The organism is Nonomuraea sp. NPDC050733 (assembly GCF_040654215.1).
In the GTDB taxonomy this organism is placed as follows: Bacteria; Actinomycetota; Actinomycetes; order Streptosporangiales; family Streptosporangiaceae; genus Nonomuraea.
Genome location: NZ_JBFAHO010000006.1, coordinates 24732 through 46868, shown reverse-complemented (window position 1 = coordinate 46868; position 22137 = coordinate 24732). Strand labels below are relative to the sequence as shown.

The 22137-nt window shown below is 73.3% G+C and carries 24 protein-coding genes; 11 read left to right on the top strand and 13 right to left on the bottom strand.

Going from position 1 to position 22137, the window contains the following annotated elements:
- Position 1: 1 nt before the first annotated feature.
- The 4 genes from aroB to AB0H64_RS13715 all read right to left on the bottom strand — a co-directional run bounded on the left by aroB (position 2) and on the right by AB0H64_RS13715 (position 3582).
- Positions 2 to 1078 (bottom strand): 3-dehydroquinate synthase, encoded by a 1077-nt coding sequence (gene aroB, locus AB0H64_RS13730; RefSeq protein WP_357623633.1) that lies wholly within the window; start codon positions 1076 to 1078, stop codon positions 2 to 4.
- Positions 1075 to 1575, bottom strand: coding sequence for a shikimate kinase (locus AB0H64_RS13725; RefSeq protein ID WP_357623631.1), 501 nt, complete (start codon positions 1573 to 1575; stop codon positions 1075 to 1077). The genes aroB and AB0H64_RS13725 overlap by 4 nt, the downstream gene beginning before the upstream one ends.
- On the bottom strand, positions 1572 to 2753 hold the full coding sequence (gene aroC / locus AB0H64_RS13720; protein WP_357623629.1) for a chorismate synthase: 1182 nt from the start codon (positions 2751 to 2753) through the stop codon (positions 1572 to 1574). The genes AB0H64_RS13725 and aroC overlap by 4 nt, the downstream gene beginning before the upstream one ends.
- 82 nt (positions 2754 to 2835) lie before the next feature.
- Positions 2836 to 3582, bottom strand: coding sequence for an A24 family peptidase (locus AB0H64_RS13715; protein WP_357623627.1), 747 nt, complete (start codon positions 3580 to 3582; stop codon positions 2836 to 2838).
- A gap of 74 nt (positions 3583 to 3656) precedes the next feature.
- Between AB0H64_RS13715 and AB0H64_RS13710 the strand changes: the two genes are divergently transcribed.
- Both AB0H64_RS13710 and AB0H64_RS13705 read left to right on the top strand, forming a co-directional pair.
- Positions 3657 to 3833: a hypothetical protein gene (locus AB0H64_RS13710; RefSeq protein ID WP_357623625.1), complete on the top strand. Its 177-nt coding sequence runs from the start codon at positions 3657 to 3659 to the stop codon at positions 3831 to 3833.
- A 184-nt stretch (positions 3834 to 4017) separates the two neighbouring features.
- Entirely contained in the window at positions 4018 to 4917 is a 900-nt protein-coding gene (locus AB0H64_RS13705) for an MBL fold metallo-hydrolase (protein ID WP_357623623.1), read from the top strand.
- 29 nt (positions 4918 to 4946) lie between these two features.
- On the opposite strand, the gene AB0H64_RS13700 is transcribed toward AB0H64_RS13705, so the two are convergent.
- Positions 4947 to 5189, bottom strand: a complete 243-nt coding sequence (locus tag AB0H64_RS13700; RefSeq protein WP_357623622.1) for a hypothetical protein — start codon at positions 5187 to 5189, stop codon at positions 4947 to 4949.
- Between the two features lie 246 nt (positions 5190 to 5435).
- Positions 5436 to 5972: an SseB family protein gene (locus AB0H64_RS13695; protein WP_357623621.1), complete on the bottom strand. Its 537-nt coding sequence runs from the start codon at positions 5970 to 5972 to the stop codon at positions 5436 to 5438.
- Positions 5973 to 6226: 254 nt separating this feature from the next.
- Between AB0H64_RS13695 and AB0H64_RS13690 the strand changes: the two genes are divergently transcribed.
- The gene (locus tag AB0H64_RS13690) at positions 6227 to 6937 is read left to right on the top strand and encodes a phenylalanine--tRNA ligase beta subunit-related protein (protein ID WP_357623620.1); all 711 of its coding nucleotides are present in this window, start codon (positions 6227 to 6229) and stop codon (positions 6935 to 6937) included.
- 278 nt (positions 6938 to 7215) lie between these two features.
- On the opposite strand, the gene AB0H64_RS13685 is transcribed toward AB0H64_RS13690, so the two are convergent.
- Positions 7216 to 8310 (bottom strand): ring-opening amidohydrolase, encoded by a 1095-nt coding sequence (locus AB0H64_RS13685; protein ID WP_357623619.1) that lies wholly within the window; start codon positions 8308 to 8310, stop codon positions 7216 to 7218.
- 225 nt (positions 8311 to 8535) lie between these two features.
- On the opposite strand from AB0H64_RS13685, the gene AB0H64_RS13680 reads away from it, so the two are divergent.
- A complete protein-coding gene (locus tag AB0H64_RS13680) occupies positions 8536 to 9213 on the top strand; it encodes an alpha/beta fold hydrolase (RefSeq protein WP_357623618.1) in 678 nt (225 codons plus the stop codon).
- Positions 9214 to 9237: 24 nt separating this feature from the next.
- Here the strand turns inward: AB0H64_RS13680 and AB0H64_RS13675 are convergent, their stop codons facing one another.
- Complete coding sequence (locus AB0H64_RS13675) at positions 9238 to 9453, bottom strand: hypothetical protein (RefSeq protein ID WP_357624062.1); 216 nt, start codon at positions 9451 to 9453, stop codon at positions 9238 to 9240.
- A gap of 156 nt (positions 9454 to 9609) precedes the next feature.
- Between AB0H64_RS13675 and AB0H64_RS13670 the strand changes: the two genes are divergently transcribed.
- Complete coding sequence (locus AB0H64_RS13670; protein WP_357623617.1) at positions 9610 to 10707, top strand: FUSC family protein; 1098 nt, start codon at positions 9610 to 9612, stop codon at positions 10705 to 10707.
- Here AB0H64_RS13670 and AB0H64_RS13665 read toward each other — a convergent pair.
- Complete coding sequence (locus AB0H64_RS13665) at positions 10696 to 11865, bottom strand: pyridoxal phosphate-dependent aminotransferase (RefSeq protein ID WP_357623616.1); 1170 nt, start codon at positions 11863 to 11865, stop codon at positions 10696 to 10698. The genes AB0H64_RS13670 and AB0H64_RS13665 overlap by 12 nt on opposite strands.
- Positions 11866 to 11923: 58 nt before the next feature.
- Here AB0H64_RS13665 and AB0H64_RS13660 point away from each other — a divergent pair, with 58 nt between their 5' ends.
- From AB0H64_RS13660 to AB0H64_RS13640, 5 genes are read left to right on the top strand one after another with little or no spacing between them, the layout of a single operon-like run.
- On the top strand, positions 11924 to 13684 hold the full coding sequence (locus tag AB0H64_RS13660; protein WP_357623614.1) for an alpha/beta hydrolase: 1761 nt from the start codon (positions 11924 to 11926) through the stop codon (positions 13682 to 13684).
- Between the two features lie 25 nt (positions 13685 to 13709).
- Positions 13710 to 14672 carry a DUF418 domain-containing protein gene (locus AB0H64_RS13655; protein WP_357623613.1) on the top strand — a complete coding sequence of 321 codons (963 nt, stop codon included), beginning with the start codon at positions 13710 to 13712 and terminating at the stop codon, positions 14670 to 14672.
- Positions 14632 to 15429 (top strand): carbon-nitrogen hydrolase family protein, encoded by a 798-nt coding sequence (locus AB0H64_RS13650; protein ID WP_357623611.1) that lies wholly within the window; start codon positions 14632 to 14634, stop codon positions 15427 to 15429. Before AB0H64_RS13655 ends, AB0H64_RS13650 begins: the two co-directional genes overlap by 41 nt.
- A 9-nt stretch (positions 15430 to 15438) precedes the next feature.
- Positions 15439 to 15885: a hypothetical protein gene (locus tag AB0H64_RS13645; RefSeq protein WP_357623609.1), complete on the top strand. Its 447-nt coding sequence runs from the start codon at positions 15439 to 15441 to the stop codon at positions 15883 to 15885.
- Positions 15882 to 16277, top strand: a complete 396-nt coding sequence (locus tag AB0H64_RS13640) for a hypothetical protein (RefSeq protein WP_310712622.1) — start codon at positions 15882 to 15884, stop codon at positions 16275 to 16277. Before AB0H64_RS13645 ends, AB0H64_RS13640 begins: the two co-directional genes overlap by 4 nt.
- Positions 16278 to 16296: 19 nt before the next feature.
- On the opposite strand, the gene AB0H64_RS13635 is transcribed toward AB0H64_RS13640, so the two are convergent.
- Positions 16297 to 17784: a carboxyl transferase domain-containing protein gene (locus AB0H64_RS13635; protein ID WP_357623607.1), complete on the bottom strand. Its 1488-nt coding sequence runs from the start codon at positions 17782 to 17784 to the stop codon at positions 16297 to 16299.
- A 175-nt stretch (positions 17785 to 17959) separates the two neighbouring features.
- Positions 17960 to 19117 carry a CoA transferase gene (locus AB0H64_RS13630; protein ID WP_357623606.1) on the bottom strand — a complete coding sequence of 386 codons (1158 nt, stop codon included), beginning with the start codon at positions 19115 to 19117 and terminating at the stop codon, positions 17960 to 17962.
- 78 nt (positions 19118 to 19195) lie between these two features.
- Between AB0H64_RS13630 and AB0H64_RS13625 the strand changes: the two genes are divergently transcribed.
- Positions 19196 to 19726, top strand: coding sequence for an AAA family ATPase (locus AB0H64_RS13625; protein ID WP_357623604.1), 531 nt, complete (start codon positions 19196 to 19198; stop codon positions 19724 to 19726).
- Between the two features lie 36 nt (positions 19727 to 19762).
- Here AB0H64_RS13625 and AB0H64_RS13620 read toward each other — a convergent pair whose 3' ends face one another.
- Together AB0H64_RS13620 and AB0H64_RS13615 are read right to left on the bottom strand one after the other, a co-directional pair.
- A complete protein-coding gene (locus AB0H64_RS13620) occupies positions 19763 to 20308 on the bottom strand; it encodes an NUDIX hydrolase (RefSeq protein ID WP_357623602.1) in 546 nt (181 codons plus the stop codon).
- Positions 20305 to 22125, bottom strand: coding sequence for a hydantoinase B/oxoprolinase family protein (locus tag AB0H64_RS13615; RefSeq protein WP_357623600.1), 1821 nt, complete (start codon positions 22123 to 22125; stop codon positions 20305 to 20307). Before AB0H64_RS13615 ends, AB0H64_RS13620 begins: the two co-directional genes overlap by 4 nt.
- Positions 22126 to 22137: the final 12 nt, after the last annotated feature.

Below are 22137 nucleotides of genomic sequence, written 5' to 3'. Positions count from 1 at the left end.
CTCAGTGGGAGATCTCCTGGTAGGCGGCTTCGAGCAGCTCCTCGGACGGGTCCTCCAGGCGGCCAGGCTTGGCCAGCCCGTCGAGGACCACGAAGCGCTGCTTGGCGCCGCGGTTCTTCTTGTCCAGCCGCATGTGGTCGCGCAGGCGCGGCCAGGCGTCGGCGCGGTAGGCCGTGGGCAGGCCGACGGCGGCGAGAATGGAACGGGTACGCTCGACCAGGTCGGCGCCCACACGGCCGTCGAGCCGGGACAGCTCGGCGGCGTACACCATGCCGATCGCCACCGCCTCGCCGTGGCGCATGTGGTACTGCTCGGCCCGCTCGATGGCGTGGCCCAGCGTGTGGCCGTAGTTGAGGATCTCGCGCAGCCCGGCCTCGCGCAGGTCGGCGCCCACGACGTCGGCCTTGACCTGGATCTTGCGCTCGATCAGCTCGCGGGTGTGGCGGCCCTCGGGGCGGGTGGCGTCGGCCGGGTCCTGCTCGATGAGGTCGAGGATGACCGGGTCGGCGATGAACCCGCCCTTGATGATCTCCGCGAGCCCCGCCACGTAGTCGGCCCGCGGCATGCTCCCCAGCGTCGCCAGGTCGCACAGCACGCCCGCGGGCGGCAGGAACGTTCCGACGAGGTTCTTGCCCTCGGGCGTGTCGATGCCGTTCTTGCCCCCGACGGCGGCGTCGACCATCGCGAGCAGCGTCGTCGGGACCAGCACCACCTGGAGCCCGCGCAGCCACGTGGCCGCCACGAACCCCGCCAGGTCGGTCGTGGCCCCGCCCCCGACACCCACCACGGCGTCGGAACGGGTGACGCCGTAGCGGCCGAACGCCGACCACAGCTGCGCCGCCACCTCGACGGTCTTGGCCTGCTCGCCGTCGGGCACGGGCAGCGCCACCACGTCGAACCCGGCGTCCGACAGCGACGCGCACACCGGACGGGCGATCTCCGGCAGCCCGGCCGGGTGGACCACCGCGACCGTGCGCACACCCGGCTTGAGCAGCCCCGGCAGCTCGCTCAGCACGCCGGTTCCGACCACCACGTCGTACGGGCTGTCGCCGCGCACGGTGATCCTCGTCGCGGTCATGAGGCGAGCCCCTTCAGGATCTCGTCGGCCAGCTCCTCGGGGTCGCGCTGGTCGGTGACGACGGTCAGGACGGCGAGCCGCTCGTAGACGGGCCGCCGCTCCTCCATGAGCTTCTTGAGCCGGCTGCGCGGGTTGAGCACGAGCAGCGGCCGGGCCGAGGCCAGGCCGACCCGCTGCACCGCGTCGGCCAGCCCCACCTGGAGGTAGACGACGGGGTGGCCGGCGAGCAGCGCCTGCGTCTCCTCGTTGAGCACGGCGCCGCCGCCGAGCGACAGCACGCCGTCGTGCTCGGCCAGCGCCTGCCGGACCGCGGCGTGCTCCAGCTCGCGGAAGCGCTCCTCGCCGTCCTCGACGAAGATGTCGGCGACGGACTTGCCGGCGACGGCCTCCACGTCGGCGTCGGTGTCGCGGAAGGCGACGCCGAGCCGCTCGGCGAGCAGCCGGCCGAGGGTGGTCTTGCCGGACCCGGGCGGTCCGATCAGCACGGCTCTGGTCACTTGATCACCATGGAGGAGAGGTAGCCGGACAGGTTACGGGCGACTTCCTCGACGGAGTCGCCGCCGAACTTCTCGAGCGCGGCGTCGGCCAGCACCAGCGCGACCATCGCCTCGGCCACGACGCCCGCGGCCGGGACCGCGCACACGTCGGAGCGCTCGTGGTGGGCCTTGGCGGCCTCGCCGGTCTTGACGTCGATCGTGGCCAGCGCGCGCGGCACGGTGGAGATCGGCTTCATGGCGGCGCTGACCCGCAGGACCTCGCCGTTGGTCATGCCGCCCTCGACGCCGCCGGCGCGGTTGGTGATGCGCCTGACGCCGTTCTCGGTCGTGTACTCGATCTCGTCGTGGGCCTGGGAGCCGGGGCGGCGGGCCGTCTCGAACCCGTCGCCGACCGCCACGCCCTTGATCGCCTGGATGCCCATGAGCGCGGCGGCCAGGCGGGAGTCGAGGCGGCGGTCCCAGTGGGTGTAGCTGCCCAGGCCGGGCGGCAGGCCGTAGGCGAGCACCTCGACGACGCCGCCGAGCGTGTCGCCGTCCTTGTGGGCCTTGTCGATGACGGCGACCATGGCGGCGCTGCCCTCGGGGTCGGAGCACCTGACCGGGTCGTCGTCGATCCGGGCCAGGTCACCCGGGCCGGGCAGGGTCTCGGCCGGTGTCCTGGCGCCGCCGATCTCGGTGACGTGGCTGACGATGTCGACGCCGAGCGCCTGCTTGAGGAAGCGCCTGGCCACCTCGCCCAGTGCCACCCGGGCCGCCGTCTCACGGGCGCTGGCCCGGTCGAGGACCTGCCGCGCGTCGTCGAAGCCGTACTTCTGCATGCCCGCCAGGTCGGCGTGGCCGGGGCGGGGCCGCGAGCGCGGCGCGTTGCGCGCCAGCCCCTCCAGCTCGGCCGGGTCGACGGGGTCGGCCGCCATGACCTTCTCCCACTTGGGCCACTCGGTGTTGCCGACGCGCACGGCGATCGGGCTGCCCATGGTGCGGCCGTGGCGGACGCCGCCGGCGATCGTCACCTGGTCCTGCTCGAACTTCATCCGGGCGCCGCGCCCATAGCCGAGGCGGCGGCGGCGCAGCGCCTCGTCGATGGCGGCCGTGGTCACCTCGACCCCGGCCGGCAGGCCCTCCATGACGGCAACGAGCTCCGGCCCGTGAGACTCTCCGGCGGTCAACCAGCGCAACATGCGTCCAAGTCTTCCATGTCCCGCCCAGTGGGATGGCCCACCGTTCACCAGCCGAGACGCGCATCCACCCGCTCCGCCCCGCTCACCCTTCGAGGCAGAGCGCCACAAGGGCGCCGAGCAGCATGAACGGCCCCAGCGGGAACTGTGTGTCCCGGGTCGCCCGCCTGGTCAGGAGGAGCGCGAGGGCGTACAGGGCGCCGAGGAGCTGCCCGGCGACGGCGGCCACGGCCCACGCCTCCCAGCCCCGCGCGGCGGCGGCCATGCCGATGAGCCCGGCCAGCTTCACGTCGCCGAGCCCCATCGCGGCCGGCCTGACCAGCCACAGCACGCCGTACACGGCCGCGAGCGCCGCCGCACCCAGCAGGGCGCGCGGCACCTCGCCGGTGGGCAGCAGGCTGAGGGCCAGCAGCGGGTACGAGGGCAGGGTGATCGCGTCGGGCAGCCGGGAGGTACGCCAGTCGATCAGCGCGAGGGCGGTGCCGGCGACGGCGAGGTAGACGTACGGCAGCCCGGCCCGCCAGGCGACCAGGGCGGTGACGGCGGCGGTGGCGACCTCCACGGTCGGCGGCCAGGCGGGGACGGGCCAGGTGCGCAGGGCCCGGCCGAACGCCCCCCGCGCCTCGGCACGGGCGTCCAGGCCGGGTCCGGCACGGGTGCCCGTGTGGGTGCCCGCGTGGGTGCCCGTGTGCGGGTCCGCGTGGGGGTCCGCGTGGGGGTCCGCGTGGGGGTCCGCGTCGGGATCGGCGTAGGTGAAGCCTCCGGCCAGGACGCGGACGTAGCGGCCGGCGAGGAGTCCGGCCAACGCCGCCAGTGCCACCAGGACCGCCACAGGCCGACCCTAGTCCGGCGGCCGGGTGCCTCGTGGCCATTATTTGGAATCTGGACGATCTACCTTGGTCGTCCATGGTGGAGATCATCTGGGACAAGTTCCCCCTGGTCGCCGGGCAGGAGCAAGCACGGCGATGGCTGCAGTTCACGGCCAACATCGGACGCGCACCGAACACGGTCACGGCGTACGGCCGGGCCCTTGAGGATCATCTGCGGTTCTGCGCCTTGGTCGGCGCCGATCCGCGGAGTTGATCCCGATCTCGCCGTGCGAACTGTCATTGATGCGGACGTAGAGGATGGCATCGGCCATGGTGTGGGCCGGCATGCTCGAACTCATCGTCGTGCTCACACAGACCGGGCCCGCGAGCACAGCACGTTCAGGAGCCGGTGGTGGGGCGAGTCACCACCGGCGTGCAGGCATGGCAGGATCGCGGCCATGTCCCTCAGCGTTCCCCGCCTCCGGATCGGCTCGACCGAGATCATCGCCCTCGCCGATGGCGAGGGCCCATTCTTCTCCCCGCGCGCCGAGGCCTTCCCCGATGCCACGGCCGCTCAGTGGGCCGAGGCCGACCGCTACGACCCGGGCGCGGTCGACGCCGAGGGCCGCTGGCGGCTCCAGTTTCGCGCGTATGCGATCCGCAGCGACAAGGGCCTCACCATCGTGGACGCCGGGATCGGTCCGGCGGACAGCCCGGCCCGCTCGTGGGCGCCCGTGCCCGGTGCGCTCCCCGAATCGCTCACCGCCGCGGGCATCGACCCGGCCGAGGTCGACACCGTGGTGCTCACGCATCTGCACACCGACCACGTCGGATGGGCGGTCGTGACCGAGGCGGCCGTCCCATCAGCGGGCGGCGCGGTGGACGGCAACGCTTCGACCAGCAGCGCGGTGGGCGGCGCCCCCGCGCCCGGCAGCGCGACCAGCAACCGCCGCCCCTACTTCCCGAACGCCGAATACCTGCTCCAGCGGGCCGAGTTCGACGCCCTCGACGCGCTCAACCCGCAGCTTCGCGAGACCCTCACCGACCCGCTCACGGCGGCCGGCCAGCTCCGGCTCCTCGACGGGGACACGCCGCTGCGCGCCGGGCGCACGGTCGCCACGCCCGGGCATACGCCCGGTCACCAGAGCGTGCTGGTCAGCGACGGGCACGAGCTGGCGCTCATCACCGGCGACCTCCTGGTGCACGCGCTCCAACTGCTCCACCCCGAGCTCGCCTACTCGCACGAGATCGACCCTGAGGCGGCCAGGCACTCAAGGAAGCGCATGCTCGGCCACGAACCCGCCACCACGCTGCACCTGGCGACACCGCACCTGACGGAGCCGTTCATCTCGGCGTGATCGCGGCCGCCCGAGCCGTTCGGCACGGGTCAGGCCGCGAGGGCATGCAGACGCTCCAATTTCTCGGTGGTCTCGTCGTCGACGGGACTGAAGACCGTGAGGCAGCCGCCTCCGGACTGGAGCCACATCCGGTCTGCGTGCAGGCGCAGCACGCCGACCACCCGATTGCGGAAGACCTTGACGTCCTTGACCTTGTCGGCGACGTTGCGCCGACCCCAGATCTCGCCGAACGCCTGGAGGAGGCCGGGCGAGACGCGAAAGGCCGATCTCACGGTCCAAGCCTCCTGAACCCGGCGATCGTTACCTCATGTTCGCAATAACGTGCCGGTTCGCGGACTCGGCCGCACTCGGACACGCGGCTCACCGACGGCGCCGGCAGGCGGGCGGGACCGGCAGGCGGGTAAGGAGGTCACGCGGGCAGACACTGCAGGCGGGTAAGGGTGTCAGGTGGGCCGGGACGGCAGGCAGGTGGGTCGGATGCCGGGTGGGCCAGTGAGGACCTCAGGTGGGCCGGGGCGTCAGGTGGGTTTGCGGGAGAACCAGCGGCGGCGGCGAGGGGCCGGTCGCACGCGGGCCACCGTCGCACCCGCGAGCTGGTCGAGCGTGCCCGACGCGACCGCGGCCAGCGCCTCCAGCACCTCGCCCTCGATCACGAACGGCACCGGCCCCGCGACATCCACGACCACGGCCGCCGCCTGCTCGTGGGCCGCCGCCTGGCACACCTGCGGGGTGCTCGCCTGCACCGGCCGGGCGTCGGGCCGCCACCGCGCCAGCGCCTCCGTGCCCGTGAACGCCAGCACGGCCTGCCTGCCGTCCTTGCCGACGAGCTTGGGCAGCGCCATCTCGCTCTCCTTCTCCTGCCGCAGCCCGTGCTCGCCGACCTCGGACTCGGTCAGCAGGGCGACGACGGGGACCAGGAGCCGGGCCCCGGTGAGCACGGCCAGCACGTCGGCCGGGCCTGCCGTGCCGTCCTGGTAGGAGGCGAGCGCGGCGGCCAGCGCGGGCGCGGGGCGTCCGTCGTCGTCCGGGTCGAGAGGTCGCGGGATGGTCGGCACAGCTCCCGACACTACCGCCGTCCTCCCCCGCTCCCCGAACACCCCCGCACGCCGCCCCGCCTCCCGACCGCCCAGTGACCACCCACCGACCTCCGAGGCCACCGCCTACCAACGGCCTTCCACCCACCCATGCACCGCCCTCTCGCCCACCTCCCGACACACCGACACGCCGGTCCCCTTTCTCACAACAGACCGCAGGCCGCCTCCCCACTGCCTCCCGAGCACAGCCGTGCCGCCCGGTAGGGTGGACTCTCTTGATCTTGGAGGTGGCGGTGCGGTTCGAGCACGCGGACACGGTCTGGCGCGACTTCCCGGAGCTGGCTCCGGCGGTGCTGTACGCAGAGGGGATCCGGCCGGACGTCTCCGTGGACGCCCGGGTGGCGGAGTACGCGGCGACGGCGGCCAGGCGGCTCGCGGAATCATCGGAGGGCGAGCTTCCGGAGGTCCAGGCGTGGCGGCGGGCGTTCGGGCGGATGGGTCTCAAGCCGACCCAGTACCGCTGCGCCTCGGAGTCGCTGCTGCGGCGTCTGCGCAAGGAGGGGGCGCTTCCGCGCATCCACCCGCTGATCGACCTGTGCAACGCGGTGTCGGTGGCGTACGCGATCCCGGTGGCGGTGTTCGACGTCGACCACGTCGCTGACTTCCTGGAGGTACGGCACGCCGCGGGCGACGAGGCGTACCTGACCTTCTCCGGCGAGACCGAGCACCCCGCGCCCGGTGAGGTGATCTTCGCCGACGGCGGCGGACGGGCCCACGCCCGGCGCTGGACGAACCGGCAGAGCGGCCTTTCGGCCGTCCGTGACACGACGCGTTCCGTGCTCATCGTCGCCGAGGCGTTGCACGAGACGGCGGCCCGTGACGTGGCGCGGCTGGCGGAGGCGCTCGCGGGCGAGCTGGACGCCGTCTGGGGCGCCGCCTCGAAGACGGCCGTGCTGACCCCGTCCGCCCCCCGCTTCACCTTCTGAGCGCGCCGCCTCCACCTGAACGCGCTTACCGGGGAAGACGGCGCTTCAGAGAGCGAACACAGCGCTGTTTCGACCTTCACCTGCGGCCGTACAGTCCACCGCGACCTTGGGCACCTCGCCTGCGTGACGGGGAACTCCTGCTCGAGGGACTGCCGGACGACCCGGTGGCGCCCCTGCGCCGGGTGCATGCCGGTGAAGATCGTCATCGGCCTCACATCCGCTGGGCCCGCGGCCCGCCCTGACGCCCGTTCGTCGGCGCGCGCGGGCGCGGGGACGGGTCAGTGGGTGGTGATGGCCGCGACCGGGCCGCCGCCCGAGGGGCCCTGGTGGACGGCGGCGACCGAGACGAACACCGCCGGGTCGCCTGTCACCGAGGCCGCCACCCCGCCCACCGCCGCCTTGATCTGCCGGTGCCAGTGGACGTCGGAGTCGTCCAGCATGATGTTGCGCCTGCCACGTACCCGGCCCGCGGGATCGGCCTCGCACTTCATGAAGACGTTCACCAGGCGGTCGCCCAGGTCGGAGGGGTGCGGGCGGTCGGGCAGCGCCAGACCGGAGTCGCGGATGGCCGCCCAGATGCCGTCGGCGTCCAGGGCGTCCTTCATGACGCTGTGGCCGATCCGGTAGCGGCCGCCGATCCCCCGTACGTTGCCGACCAGCACGATCTGGGCGCGGTCCAGCTCCACCCCCGAGGAGCAGGACGCGATCGACGAGTACAGGGACAGGTCCTTGTGGATCTGGTCGGCCCGGGGCGGCTCGATCTCGCCGAGGGCGACGGCGATGCCGAGGGCGGTGGTGGAGTTCGACAGGTCCATGGACGGGCCGGTCTCCTCGATGGCCGTGTCCTGGCCGCGGCTCCTGGCCTCGGTGATGGTGGCGAGGGTGAGCAGCGGGGTCTTGGTCTGGACGTAGTGCACGTCGCGCGGGTCGTCGATGCCGGCGATCTTCATGGCCTCCCGGACGCCCGCCGCGACCTTCTCCACCATGGCGGGGCGGCCGATGTCCTCCGGCAGGATCACGTCGCTCATCGCGACGCCGACGGACACGCGCGGCTCGTCCGACGGGACGGCCGCGGCCGGGTCGAGGGTGGCGAAGATCGTGGCGTGCGGGCTGAGGATGCCGTCGGTGCCTCCGGACCACACCAGGGGTACGGTCTCGGGGGCCGGGTGGCCCTTGGCCGCCAGCACGTCACGGAAGGCACGGTCGGCCAGGATGCGGGTGTAGTCGTTCACGCCGCCGTTGCCCTCGGTCTTGCCGACGACGGCGAGCACCCGGTGCGCCTCGATGACGCCGGCGTCGATGAGCCGTTCCAGGCCGGAGGCGTCGGTCACGCTCTCGATCGGTACCTTGCGCACTTCTATCGGATCCGGCATCGGTCGCCCCTTCGTCCGCCCCTGCCCCGGTCGGTTCCCCGGGGCGAGATACCCGGCCGCCCGGCGGGCGCGTCGCCGGCCCGCGCAAACATCAGGCCAAACCCGCCGGCCCGTCCCTGGCGACGCTACTCACTGTCCCGGCGTCCCTTCATGGGCAATGTCTGCCAATGTCTACCAATATCCGGAATTCTCGTCTCATGTGGGCCGGGCGGTAGGGTCGCGGCTGTGATTCGTGAAGCGGCCGTCAACGGAGTGAAGCTGTCCTTCCGCGAGGAGGGTGACCCCGCGTCGCCCGCGCTCGTGCTCCTGCACGGGCGCACCGCCGACCACAACGACTGGAACGGCATCACCCAGCACTTCGCCGCCCGCCACCACGTCATCGCGCCCGACCTGCGCGGCCACGGAGCCAGCGAGCACCCCGGCTCCTACGCCGTCCCGGACATGGCCGACGACGTCGCGGCCCTGATCCGGCAGCTGGGGATCGGCAGCGCCGTGGTCGTGGGCCACTCGCTCGGCGGGGTCGTCGCGTGCCTGCTGACCATCCGCCATCCCGCCCTGGTGGGGCGGCTGGTGCTGGAGGACCCGCCGCAGCCGTACCCGCTGGAGGGCCGCGCGCCCGTCGAGGAGGACGAATCGACGGGGTTCGACTGGCGGATGATGCACGAGACGGAGCGGCAGCTCGTCACCCCGGACCCGGCCTGGCGCGACGGGCTGCGGGGCATCGCGGCGCCGGCCCTGGTGCTGTCGGGCGGGACGGCGAGCCCGTTCCGGTCGGAGCTGGTGGCCGAGCTGATCCCGGGCGCCCGCCTGGTCACGATCGAGGCCGGTCACCTCGTGCACGTCTCGGCGCGGCGGGAGTTCCTGCGCGCGGTCGACGACTTCCTGGCCGAGCCGGGCGCGTGACGGCACGCGTGGAGATGAGCCGCGTCAGCTCAGGCAGGCGCGGAACACCTGGGTCAGCCGGCTCACCACCTCCTCGCGCGTCCCGGGCGTGATCGGCCCGAACAGGTAGCGGAACCGCCCGCTCCCCAGGACGATCATCGTGGCGAGCGAGGCGCGCAGTTCGACCTCCTCCCCGCCCAGCCGGGTCCTCAGCGGCTCCAGGACCGCCGTGCGGACCCGGTCGTGGGCCAGCTCGCGGATCTGCGGGCTGGACGCCGAGCGCTCCAGCGTGGCGGCGCGCTGACCACGCGTTCGTCCCCTGGCGGAGCCAATGCCCGGGACGAGGGATTACGGGTGGGTATCTTCTACGGTGCGTGGCGTGACCGTAATGTCATAAAGATCCGCCAGGGTGGAGGTGTGGCAACGAGGCTCGGCGATCACATGCGGGAACGGGTGGCGGCGTTCGGGCACATGGGGCCGGCGATCGTCCAGTCGGCCGTCGGCGCGGGGCTGGCCTGGACGGCCGCCATCCACCTGCTCGGCCATCCGCAGCCGTTCTTCGCGCCCATCTCCGTGCTCATCTGCCTCGGCGTCGGTCTCGGCCAGCGGCTGCGCCGCGTCATCGAGCTGGTGGTCGGCGTCAGCCTCGGCGTCGGCGTCGGCGACCTGCTGGTCGCCTGGATCGGCTCCGGCGCGTGGCAGCTCGCCCTCGTCGTCGCCCTGGCCATGGGCACGGCGACGCTCCTGAACGGCGCGCCGCTGTTCGTGGCCCAGTCCGGCTCGTCGGCGGTGCTCGTCGCCACGCTCGTGCCGGGAGCCGGCGGCGGCGGCCTCGACCGGATGCTCGACGCCCTGACCGGAGGCGTCATCGCCATCGCCGCGGTCGCGCTGCTGCCGATCAGCCCGTTCACGCTCGCGGCCAGGCACGCCTCCGCGGTGCTCGACGCGCTGTCCACGGTCCTGGAACGGGCGGCCGACGCCATCGAGCAGGGCGACGCCGACCTGGCCGCCGAGGCGCTGGCCGTGGGACGCGGCACCCAGTCGACCATCGAGGACTTCCAGCAGGCGCTGGTCACCAGCAAGGAGGTCGCCCTCGTCTCCCCTCTGCACTGGCACCGCCGCACCCGGCTCGCCCGCTACCAGAAGGCCTCCGTGCCGATCGACCACGCCCTGCGCAACGCCCGGGTGCTGGCGCGGCGCACCCTGGCGTCGCTGGGCGAGCCCACCCCGCCGCCCGTCTCTCTGGCCGCCTCCATGCGCGAGGTGTCGGAGGCGGCGCTGCTGCTGCAACTGGAGCTGGCGGCGGGCCGCGACCCCGTCCTGACCCGGCAGGCGCTCACCGCGACCGCCGGGCGGCAGCGACCCGAGCGGCTCGGCTTCTCCGCCGACGTCATCGTGGCGCAGCTCCGATCGATCGTGGTGGACCTGATGCTGGCCACCGGCGCCGACTCCAAGACGGCCGGCGCCGCCCTCGCCCCGGTCGAGGGCCCCGACCACGACGACTCAGCCGGATGACAGCCGCTTGAGGCGGGTGACCGCCTCGTCGATGACCTCGTCCTTCTTGCAGAAGGCGAACCGGACGAAGTGGCCGCCCCGCTCGGGATGGTCGTAGAAGACCTGCGTCGGGATGGCGACCACGCCCGCCAGCTCCGGCAGCCGGCGCGTCAGCTCCAGCCCGTCGGTGAAGCCCAGCGGCCGGATGTCGGTCTGCACGAAGTACGTGCCCGCGGGCCGCAGCACCTCGAACCCCGCCGCCGCCAGCCCCTCCATCAGCCGGTCGCGCTTGTCCTGGAGCCCGGCCCGCAGCTGCGCCACCCACGCCAGCTCGTGCCGCAGGCCGTGGGCGACCGCGAGCTGCCACGGCGCGCTCGCCGTGAACGTCAGGAACTGCTTGACCGTCGTCACCGCCCGCACCAGCTCCGCCGGCGCGCACACCCAGCCGGTCTTCCAGCCCGTGACCGAGAACGACTTGCCCGCCGAGGAGATCATCACGGTGCGCTCGCGCATGCCGGGCAGCGTCGCCAGCGGCACGTGCTCCACCCCGTCGAACGTCAGGTGCTCGTACACCTCGTCGGTGATCGCGATCAGCCCCCGCTCCTGGCAGAGCTCCGCGATGACCGTCAGCTCCTCGCGCGTGAACACGGTGCCCGTCGGGTTGTGCGGGGAGTTGACCAGGATCGCGCGGGTGCGCGGGGTGACGGCGGCGCGCAGCTCGGCCGGGTCGAAGGTGAACCGCCCCTCGACCGGGCGCAGCGTCACCGCGGTCAGCCGCGCCTGGGCCAGCGCGATCGAGGCGGCGTAGGAGTCGTAGTACGGCTCGAACGCGATGACCTCGTCGCCTGGCTCGCACAGCGCCAGGACGGCCGCCGCGATGGCCTCGGTCGCGCCGACCGTCACGAGCACCTCGCCGTCGGCGGCGTAGCCGAGGCCGTAGTGGGCGGCCCGGTGCTCGGAGACGGCCTGCCGCAGCTCGGGCACGCCGGGGCCGGGAGGGTACTGGTTGGCGCCGGACCTGATCGCCCGCACCGCCTCCTCCAGCATCGAGGCGGGCCCGTCGGTGTCGGGGAAGCCCTGCCCCAGGTTGATCGAGCCCGTACGCAGGGCCAGCGCGCTCATCTCGGCGAAGATCGTGGTGCCGAACGCGCGCATCCGCGAAACGAGTGGTTCCCTCACGGCACCACCTTAGTGTCCGTGCCCCCGCGACCGGCGGCGGCTGCTCTAGTCTCGACCCGTGATCACCCGGGTCCTGCTCTCCCTCGCCCTGACGCTCACCCCGCCGACTCCCCCGGCGCCCACCCCGGCGCCCACCCCGGAGAACGGGGTCCAGGCCGGGATCGAGACCGGACAGTGCCCCGTCGCCACGCCGCCGGGGACCACGTGCGGGTTCCTCGTGGTGCCCGAGCGCCGCGACGCGCCCGGTCGCACGATCAAGGTCGGGTACGCCGTCCACCGCTCCACCGACCCCGCCCGCAGGCCCGACCCGGTCGTCTACATGAGCGGCGGCCCCGGCTCCTCGTCGCTGCAACTCACCGGCTTCCTCAGCCAGATGTTCCCCGACCGCGACGTGGTGACGATCGAGCAGCGCGGCGGCAAGTACTCCTGGCCGCGGCTCGGCTGCCCCGAGCTGGCGCAGGCCATGCTCGACCGCCTCACCCGGCCCGCCTCCCCCTTACGCCCCGCCGAGGCGGCCGCACAGTGCCGCACCCGGCTGGAACAGCAGGGCGTGGACCTGCGCGGCTACACCACCAAGGAGATCGCCGCCGACGTCGTCGCCCTGCGCGGCGCCCTCGGCTACCCCTCCTGGAACCTGTTCGGCGTCAGCTACTCCACCCGCGTCATGGTGGACGCCGCCGCGGCCGACCCCGGGGCCGTGCGGTCCGTGCTGCTCGACTCGTTCCTGCCGCAGAGCGTGCCCTGGTACGACGACGTCCGGCGCAACCTCGACGACACCCTCGCCCATCTCGGCCTGACGGACCGCTTCGACGCGGCCGTCAGACGGCTCGACGCGACGCCCGCGCGCGTCACCACCGTGGACCCGCTGCGCGGCGCCGAGGTGCCGGCCCGCCTGGACGGCGGCGACGTGGCGACCCTGATGGCCGAGGCGCTGCACGAGACCGGCGTGATAGCCGTCTCCGCCCCGCTGGTCACCGCCCTGGCGAACGGGCACGACGAGCCGCTGCGCCCCCTCACCGACGCGGTCGGCGACGGCCTCACCTCCCACGAGCTCGGCCTGTACGAGGCGGTGCAGTGCCAGGACGAGATCCCCTCCAACGGCTTCGCCGCCCCGTCCCGCCTGTTCACGGTGGAGGTCGACAAGGCCGTCTGCGACGCCTGGAAGCTGCCCGCCGCCAAGCCGTCCGCCGCCACCACACAGGCCCCGGTCCTCGTCGTCGCCGGCCGGTTCGATCCCACCACCCCGCCCCGCACGAGCGAGCCCGCCGCGCGGGCGCTGCCGCACGCCCAGTACGCCGAGTTCGACGGCGCCGGGCACGCGGTCTTCCTGACCAGCACGTGCGCCCGCGAGCGCATGGCCGCCTTCGTCGCCGACCCCGCCTCGGCCGGGACCGGCTGCTCCCGCCCCGAGACCGGCGTGCCGCGCCGGCTGGCCGCCGCCGACCTGCGCGTGACCGGCGCCCCCTACGCGATCTCGAAGGCTCCCTGGCTCGCGGCCCCCCTCGCGCTGTTCGCCCTCGTCGCGCTCGCCCAGCTCGTCGCGGGCGCGCTGCGCGGCCGGGCGCTCACCGCCTTCGCCGGCCTGGCCGGGGCCGCGTCCGCCGGCCTGCTCGCGCAGTCGGCGTACGGGCTGATCAGCCGGAATGAGACCGCACTCGCCGTCGGCCTGCCCGCCGCCGTCGAGGCGTACGGCTGGCTGGCTGCCGTCGCGGTCGCGCTCACCCTCGCGAGCCTCGCCGTGCGCCGGACCCCCGGGCACGCTGGAGCGGCCCTCGTCGGGGCAGGATTCCTCGTATGGTGGTTTGCCTGGTTCCTGTGACATGGGGTGGTGCGTCCTGGCTGCCGTGACCCGCATCCGCGCGCTCGACGCCCTCCGCGGCTTCGCGGTGGCCGGGATCATGCTCGTCAACACCTGGCAGCACACGCCCCACAAGCCGCGCACCGGCCTCGACGTCACGATCGAGATCCTGTTCCAGAGCCACTTCTACCCGATCTTCTCGCTGCTGTTCGGCATCAGCTTCGTGCTGTTCCTCCAGCGGGCCGGCCGGCTGAGGCTGCTGCCGCGCCTGTTCTGGCTGTTCTGCTTCGGCATCGCCCAGCACGCCTTCTACGAGGGCGAGGTGCTGACCGACTACGCCTTCTACGGCCTCGTCCTGCTGCTGCCCGCCTCGTTCCTGTCCGGCGGGGTGCCGATCCTGCTGCTCTCGGCCGGCGTGATCACCTGGGGAGTCCTCACCGGCGGCGGGATCATGCTCATCCCCGGCCTGTTCCTGCTCGGCATGGCCCTCATGCAGCTCCGCCCGCCCGCGTGGCTGCTCCCGCCCGTCTTCGCCGTCAGCGCCCTCGCCTCCGCCCTGCTCTCCGCCGCCTGGATGACCAGCGCCGACTGGGCCGCCGGCACCCATGACCGCCGTGTCTGGGTCGTCTACACCCTCGCCACCCTCGCCGGCGCCGCCGCCTTCTCCACCGGGTTCCTGCTGCTCCTGCGCACCCGCTGGGGCGATCCGCTGTCGGCCGTCCTCGAACCGCTCGGCCGGATGGCGCTGACCAACTACCTCACCGGCACCGCCGTCGTGGTCCTCACCGCTCCGCTCGTGGCCGCCGACCCCACCCGCTGGTCGGTCGTGGCCGTCGCCGCCCTCACCGTCACCGCCCAGGCCCTGTTCGGCCGCTGGTGGCTGGCCCGCCACCGGTACGGCCCGATGGAGTGGGTCTGGCGCTGCCTGACCTGGTTCCGCCGGGTGCCCAACCGGCTAGAGTCGGGCCGTGACCACCATCGCCCTGTGCCAGATCCCGGTCTCCCCTGACCCGGAGACCAACCTCAAGAGGGTCCGCGAGGCGCTGGCCCGCGCCGAGGGCGCGGACCTGGCGATCTTCCCCGAGGCGACGCTCACCCGCTACGGCAGGCGCATCACCGAGCTGGCCGAGCCGCTCGACGGGCCGTTCGTCACCGGCCTGGCCGAGGCGGCGCGCGAGCACGGCACCGCCGTGATCGCCGGGGTGTTCGAGCCGGGCGGCGGCGACGGGCGCGTCCACAACACCGCCGTGGCGCTCGACGCCGGCGGCGAGCTCAGGGCCGCCTACCGCAAGATCCACCTGTTCGACTCGTTCGGCGCCAGGGAGTCGGAGCTGGTCGCCCCCGGCTCCGAGCCGGCCGTCGTCGAGCTCGCCGGGCTGCGCGTCGGCCTCGTCACCTGCTACGACCTGCGCTTCCCCGAGCTGACCCGGGCACTGGTCGACCGGGGCGCCGACCTGTTCGCGGTCATCGCCGCCTGGGGGTCGGGGCCGCTCAAGGAGGACCACTGGGTCACGCTGGTCCGCGCCCGCGCCCTGGAGAACACCATGTGGACGGCCGCCGTCGGCCAGGCCCCCAACCCGGCCGAGTCGTCCGACGGGTTCGGCGTCGGCCGCAGCATGCTCGTCGACCCCCTCGGCGTCGCCCGCGCCGACCTCGGCACGGCCCCCGGCGTCCAGCTCGTCACGGTCGACGCCGAGACCACCGCCGCGGCCCGCGCAACACTCCCCTGCCTCGAACATCGCATTCTCGGTGTCAACAGATCGTAAAATGAGGACGTGAGCAGAACGCACATGCAGAAGGTGGTCCCACCGCGTCTGCTCGTCCCCTACCTCTCGGGCAAGCGCACGGTGATCTCCGGGTACGTCTACCGCGTGCAGGACTGCGCGCGGCTGACCACGCCCCGCGACCTCTACTTCGGGCTCGACCTGTCCTTCGACGGGTCCGAGCTCACCGCCGAGGTGCCCGAGTTGTACGTGATGCGGTGGTACGCCCGCGACGTCGACAGCTACGTCGTCCCCTACGGCCCGCACATGGGCGGCGACTGGAGCGACGTGGCACCGTTCGCCGGCAACGGCTTCACCACCTCGACGCACCACACGGTGCCCCAGTTCCACACCGTCCCCATGCCGATCCCGGCCGGCGCGGAGATCGTCCACCTCACCGACGAGGACGAGCGCCCCTTCGCCGCCTACGACGGGCTGACCTGGCGGCCGGCCGCATGAACGACGAGCTCACCCCCGTGGCCTCGGGGTTCATCGCCCGCTTCGGCGAGCACACCCTGCCCGCCGCGCTCGGCCCCGACAGCGACCAGGTCGTCCTGTTCAGCGAGGAGGAGCTCGACGGGTTCGAGGCGGCCTCCGGCTACTGGCGGCGCGAGGTCGGCCGCGACGAGCTGGAATGGCTCGTCCTCATCCGCACCGTCGGCGCCTTCGGCGGCGAGCCGTGCGTCGTCCTCGACGAGGACGACGACGGCCTGCACATCGCCTACCTCGGCCACAGCGGCATGAAGGCCGAGGCGCTCGGCTACTGGATGGTCGACCACGGCGCCTACGAGGTCGTCGTGCCCCGCGAGGAGGTCGTCTCCATCCGCGTCGAGCGCATCCCGGTCCCCTGACGGCCGGACACGGCGCCGCTCAGGCGCCCAGGTGACGATAACGGGACAGGCGGCCCGCCAGCCTGTCCCCCGCAGGCTGCCGGAGCAGCACCGCGATCTCGTGCTCCAGCGCCCGCCCCACCCGCTCGCAGAACGCCCGGTGCTCGTACGCGGCGTCCGGCCGCTCCGGGATCACCCGGTCCACGATCCCCGAACGGCGCAGGTCCGTGGCCCGCACCCCCTGCGCCTGGGCGATCTCCGGGGCGAAGTCCACCGACCGGTAGAGGATCGCCGAGGCGCCCTCCGGCGGCAGCGGCGACAACCACGCGTGCTGCGCGCACAGCACCCGATCCGCCGGCAGCAACGCCAGCGCCGCGCCACCCGCGCCCTCACCCAGCAGCAGGCACACCGTCGGCGCGTCCAGCGTCACCATGTCGGCCAGGCAGCGGGCGATCTCCCCCGCCAGCCCGCCCTCCTCGGCCGCCTTCGACAGCGCCGCCCCCGCCGTGTCGATCACCGTCACCAACGGCAGCCCCAGCTCCGACGCCAGCCGCATGCCGCGCCGCGCGATCCGCAGCCCCGCCGGACCCAGCGGCGCGCTGGAACGCTGACTGCGCCGGTCCTGCCCCAGCACCACCGCCGGCGCCCCGCCGAACCTGGCCAGCGCCAGCAGCAGCCCCGGATCGTTCTCCCCCGCGCCGGTGCCGTTCAGCGGGGTCACGTCCGCGGCGGCCAGCTTGAGCAGCGACCGCACCCCCGGACGGTCGTCACGACGCGACCGGCTGATCGCCTCCCACGCCTCCACCGGCCGCAGGTCCTCCTCCGGCGGCTCGCCCGGCGACAGCCCCGCCGTGTCCGCGCACAGCACCGACAGCGCCCGCGCCGCCAGCTCCCGCGCGTCCTCCGCCGGCACCACCGCGTCCACCAGGCCGTGCCGGAACAGGTTCTCCGCGAGCTGCACCCCCTCCGGGAACGGGTAACCGTGCAACGCCTCGAACACCCTCGGCCCCAGGAACCCGATCAGCGCCCCCGGCTCCGCCGTCGTCACGTGCCCCAGCGACCCCCACGAGGCGAACACCCCGCCCGTCGTCGGATGACGCAGATACACCACGTGCGGCAGCCCCGCCGCCCGGTGCGCCTGCACCGCCGCGGTGATCTTCACCATCTGCACGAACGCGACCGCGCCCTCCTGCATCCTGGTGCCGCCCGAGGCCGGCGCCGCCAGCAGCGGCAGCCGCTCCCGCTCCGCCCGCTCCACCGCCGAGGTGATCCGCTCGGCCGCCGCCACGCCGATCGACCCCGCCATGAACGAGAACTCGCTCGCCACCACCGCGACCCGCCGCCCGTCCAGCAGCCCCTCACCGGTGATCACGGACTCGTCGTAGCCCGACTTGGCCCGCGCGACAGCCAGCTCCTCGGCGTAGGAGGAGCCCGGCGCGGCCGGATCGGCGGGCGGCGCGTCCCACGACGTCCACGACCCCTTGTCGAGGACCGTTTCGATCAGCGTGCGCGCGTCCGGACGGCTCACCAGGGCTCCTTCGTGTCGAGCGCTATGGCTCCTTCGTGCGTGTCGAGCACTATGGCTCCTTCGTGCGTGTCGAGCACTATGGCTTCTTCGTGTCGAGCACTGCTGCAATGGTGACGCAAACGTTGACGCACATGTTGACGCGCGAGCGCGCCGGCCGGTGCCACCGGGCCGACACTCAACTCTCGCGCTCCTCCAGCCAGGCGAGCACCGCGGCACCGTCCCCGCCCAGGGCCGGCGGCGGCCGGTGGCGCACCGCCTCCAGCCCCTCGAAGCGCAGCGGCGGGCCGGGCAGCTCGATCCGGCCCAGCACCGGATGCTCCACCTCCACCAGCAGGCCCTGCGACCGGGTCTGGTCCCAGGTGTAGACCTCGTCCAGCGAGCGGATGGCGCCCGCCGGCACCCCCGCCTCGGCCAGCCGGACCAGCCAGTGCCCCCGGTCGTGGGCGGCCAGCGCCCGCTCCATGTCCGCGATCAGCTCCGCGCGGTGCGCCGACCGCTCCCGGTTGGAGGCGTAGCGCGGGTCGCCGGGGTCGATGCCGAGCAGCGCGGCCACCTTGCGCCACTGGCCGTCGTTGGCCGCCGCGATCTGCAGCATGCCGTCCGCGCAGCGGAACGAGCCGTACGGGGTGATCGAGACGTGGTGGTTGCCGGCCGCCACCGGCACCTTGCCGCCGACCGTCCACGCCGTGCCGTGGTAGGAGTGCACCCCGGCCACCGCCGCCAGCAGCGACGTGCGCACCACCCGGCCCCTGCCGGTCCGCTCGCGCTCGTACAGGGCCGCCGCCACGCCGTACGCGCCGTGAATGCCGGCCAGCAGGTCGGCGATCGACGCGCCCACCCGGTACGGCTCGTCCGGCGCGGGGCCGGTCAGCGACATCAGGCCCGCCTCGCCCTGGGCGATCTGGTCGTAGCCCGGCCGGCCGCCCTCCGGCCCGTCGTGGCCGAAACCGGTGATCGACAGGACGACCAGACGCGGGTTGAGCTCGTGCAGGCGCTCCACCGGGAAGCCGAGCCGGTCGAGCACGCCGGTGCGGAAGTTCTCCACCAGGACGTCGCACTGCCGGACGAGCCGCTCGATCAGCTTCTTGCCCCCCGCCGACTTCAGGTCGACGGTGATGGACTCCTTGTTCCGGTTCGCCGCCAGGAAATACGTCGAAATATCGTGATCAGGGCCGACGAACGGCGGCCCCCAGCCGCGCGACTCGTCCCCGCCCTCCGGATGCTCCACTTTGATCACCTTCGCGCCCAGGTCCCCCAGCATCTGCGCGGCGTGCGGCCCCGCCAGAGCCCTGGACAGGTCCAGCACCACGATGTCGTCGAGAGGTCCGAGCAAGGTTCATCCTCCAGCACGAGTTCCGGGGGTGAAAGGACCATTCTCCTCCCATTCCCCCGCCTCACCTACTCTGGGTGCGTGCAATCTCTGGCCCGCCGCATCCGGGCGCTCGAACCGTCGTGCGGGCCGGTCCGGCTGGTCGCCGTCGACGGCCCCGCCGGGTCGGGCAAGACCACGTACGCCCGGCGGCTCGCGGCCGCCCTCGGCTGCCAGGTCGTCCACAGCGACCACTTCCCCGTGCCGTGGGAGGAGGGGCCGGGTCCGTGGTTCGCCGCGCTGGAGGAGGGCGTGCTGCGCCCGCTCGCCGCCGGCCGCCCCGGCGCCTACCGCCGCTACGACTGGACGCGCGGCGCGTACGCCGAGACCGTCACCGTGCCCGTCGCGCCCGTGCTGGTCGTCGAGGGCGTCGGCACGGCACGCCGCTCCGCCGCCCCGCTGATCGCGTTCACCGTGTGGGTCGAGGCGCCGCGCGACGTGCGGCTGCGGCGGGTGCTCGAACGCGACGGGGCCGAGCTGGAGCCGCGCTGGCACGCCTGGTTCGACGCGGAGGAGAAGTGGTTCGCCGAGGACGGCACCCGAGAGCGCGCCGACCTGGTGCACCGCACCTGAGCGCGCGCTGCCGGGCCACCGCCTTTACAAAGTAGATTACGAGTTGAGCGCGCCGCTCATGAGCAGGAGCGTGTAGGCCGCCACCGATCCCGAGTCGGTGACCTCCCCCGCGCCGACCATGGCCTCGAACTCCGCCCGGCTCACCCACCGCTGCCGCATGTCCTGCTCGGTGTGCTCCCTGCGTGGAGGCCCCGGTTCGAGCCGCGTCGCCAGGTAGACGTGCATCCGCTGGGTGGCCACCCCGTGGGCGTTGTCCAGCGCGCCCAGCCACCGCCAGTGCGCGGCGCGCAGCCCGGTCTCCTCCGCCAGCTCCTTCTTCGCCTCCTCCTCCCGGCTGCTCGCCTCCGCCGAGCCCTGCGGGAAGCTCCACGTCCGGCGGCGCACCGGGTAGCGGTACTCCTCGACGAGGTGGAAGCCGCCGTCCTCCATCGGGACGACCAGCACGAAGTCCGGCTTGTCCATGTAGGCGTACAGGCCGCGCGAGCCGTCGGGCCGCTCGATCTCGTCCTCGCGGACGACCATCCACGGGTTGGAGTAGACGACCTTCGAGGAGATCTGCCGGATCGTGTGACCGTCCGTCACAGGTCGTCCACCTCCGCGTGGGTACGGCCGCCCGACAGCCGCGCGTAACCCGGCCCCCGGTCGAAGAAGCGGCCGGTGCTCGGCCGCAGCCGCGCCCGCAGCTCCGCCGTGCCCTCCTCGTCGATGCGGTCGCCGTCCAGCACCACGCCGTAGTCGCCGAGCGCGCCCGCGATCGACACCCTGCCGTCGCGCACGTCCGCCGCCACCGCCCTCGGGTCGCGATCGTACGGCGAGCCCCACCCGCCGCCGCCCGTCGTGCGGATGCGGATCACCTCGCCCGCCTGCACCGGGTAGTCGTCCACCAGACCGTCCATCTCCTTGCCGGCGATCTCCACCCGGAACGGCCGGCCGGCCAGGCCGCCGTTGACGCCCCAGCACGACAGGATGGACCGGTCGGCGATCGACATGTACGAGGCGTCGCGCAGCATCCGGATGTGCTTGTCGTAGCCGAGCCCGCCCCGGAACAGGCCCGGCCCGCCCGAGTCGCACGCCAGCGCGAGCCGCTCCACCCGGAACGGCCAGCGCGCCTCGGCGAACTCCACCGGGATGTTACGCGAGTCGGGCACCACATGGATGGTGTCCTCGCCGTCGGCGTACCACCGGCCGCCGGAGCCCCCGCCGAGGACCTCCCGCATCAGGTACGGCACGCCGTCCGCGCCGACGCCGTGCACACCGGTGTAGCGGATCGTCTCCTGGTCGGCCGGCATGCGCCCGCCCGTGGCCTTGGCCAGCACCCCGGCCAGGACGCCCAGCAGGCGCAGGATGACGAACGTGCGGGCGTTGGTCGGAGCCGGGAAGACCGGCGTGAGCAGCGTGCCCTTCCCGGGGAAGACCACGTCGATCAGCGGGACGACGCCCTCGTTGACGTCGAGCTCGGCCATCCGCTCCGGCAAGTCGGCGAGGTTGCGCAGGATCGGGGCGAGCCACTTCTTCAGGAAGACGCCGTCGGCGTAGTCGCCCGCGTGGTTGATCGGCCCCTTGGCCTGCGGCGACGTGCCGGTGAAGTCGATCGTCAGCGGGGCGCGCTCACGCGCCGCGTGGTCCACGGTCAGCGTGATCCGCTGGGCGTGCAGGCGGGGCTCGTCCACGCCGTCGTGCTCGGCGTAGTCCTCCCACACGTACACGCCCTCGGGGATCTTGGACAGCAGCTCCCGGCGGAACGTCTCGGTGGTCTTGTCGATGATCGCGTCGAAGCACTCCTCGACGGCGGCGCGGCCGTACCTGTCGAACAGCTCCCCGAGGCGGCGCGCGCCCATGAGGCAGGCCGAGCACTCGGCGTCGAGGTCGCCGGCCAGCGCGTCCGGCATGCGGGAGTTACGGGTCATGATGCGCAGCGCGGCCTCGTTCGGCACACCCTGGTCCCGCAGCTTGATCGGCGGGACCATCAGGCCCTCCTCGTACACGCTGCGCGCGTGCGAGGGCATCGAGCCGGGCACGGAGCCGCCGATGTCGTCGTGGTGGCCGAACGCCTGCACGAACGCCACGACCTCGTCCTCGTGGAAGACCGGGACGGTCACGCACAGGTCGGGCAGATGGCCGATGCCGCCCTCGGACAGGTAGACGTCGTTGTGGAAGTAGACGTCGCCCGGCCGCATCGTCTCGATCGGGAAGTCGCGCACGACCGGCTGCACCAGCGCGCTGTAGGAGCGACCGGTCAGCTTGCGCAGCCGTACGTCGTGGATGCCGGCGCGGAAGTCGTGGGCGTCGCGGATCATCGGCGAGCGGGCGGTGCGCGCGATCGCGGTCTCGACCTCCCTCTCCACCGACGCCAGCGTGCCCTCGACGATCTCGACGAGGATCGGGTCAGCCGCGCTCATCGGCCGCTCCTG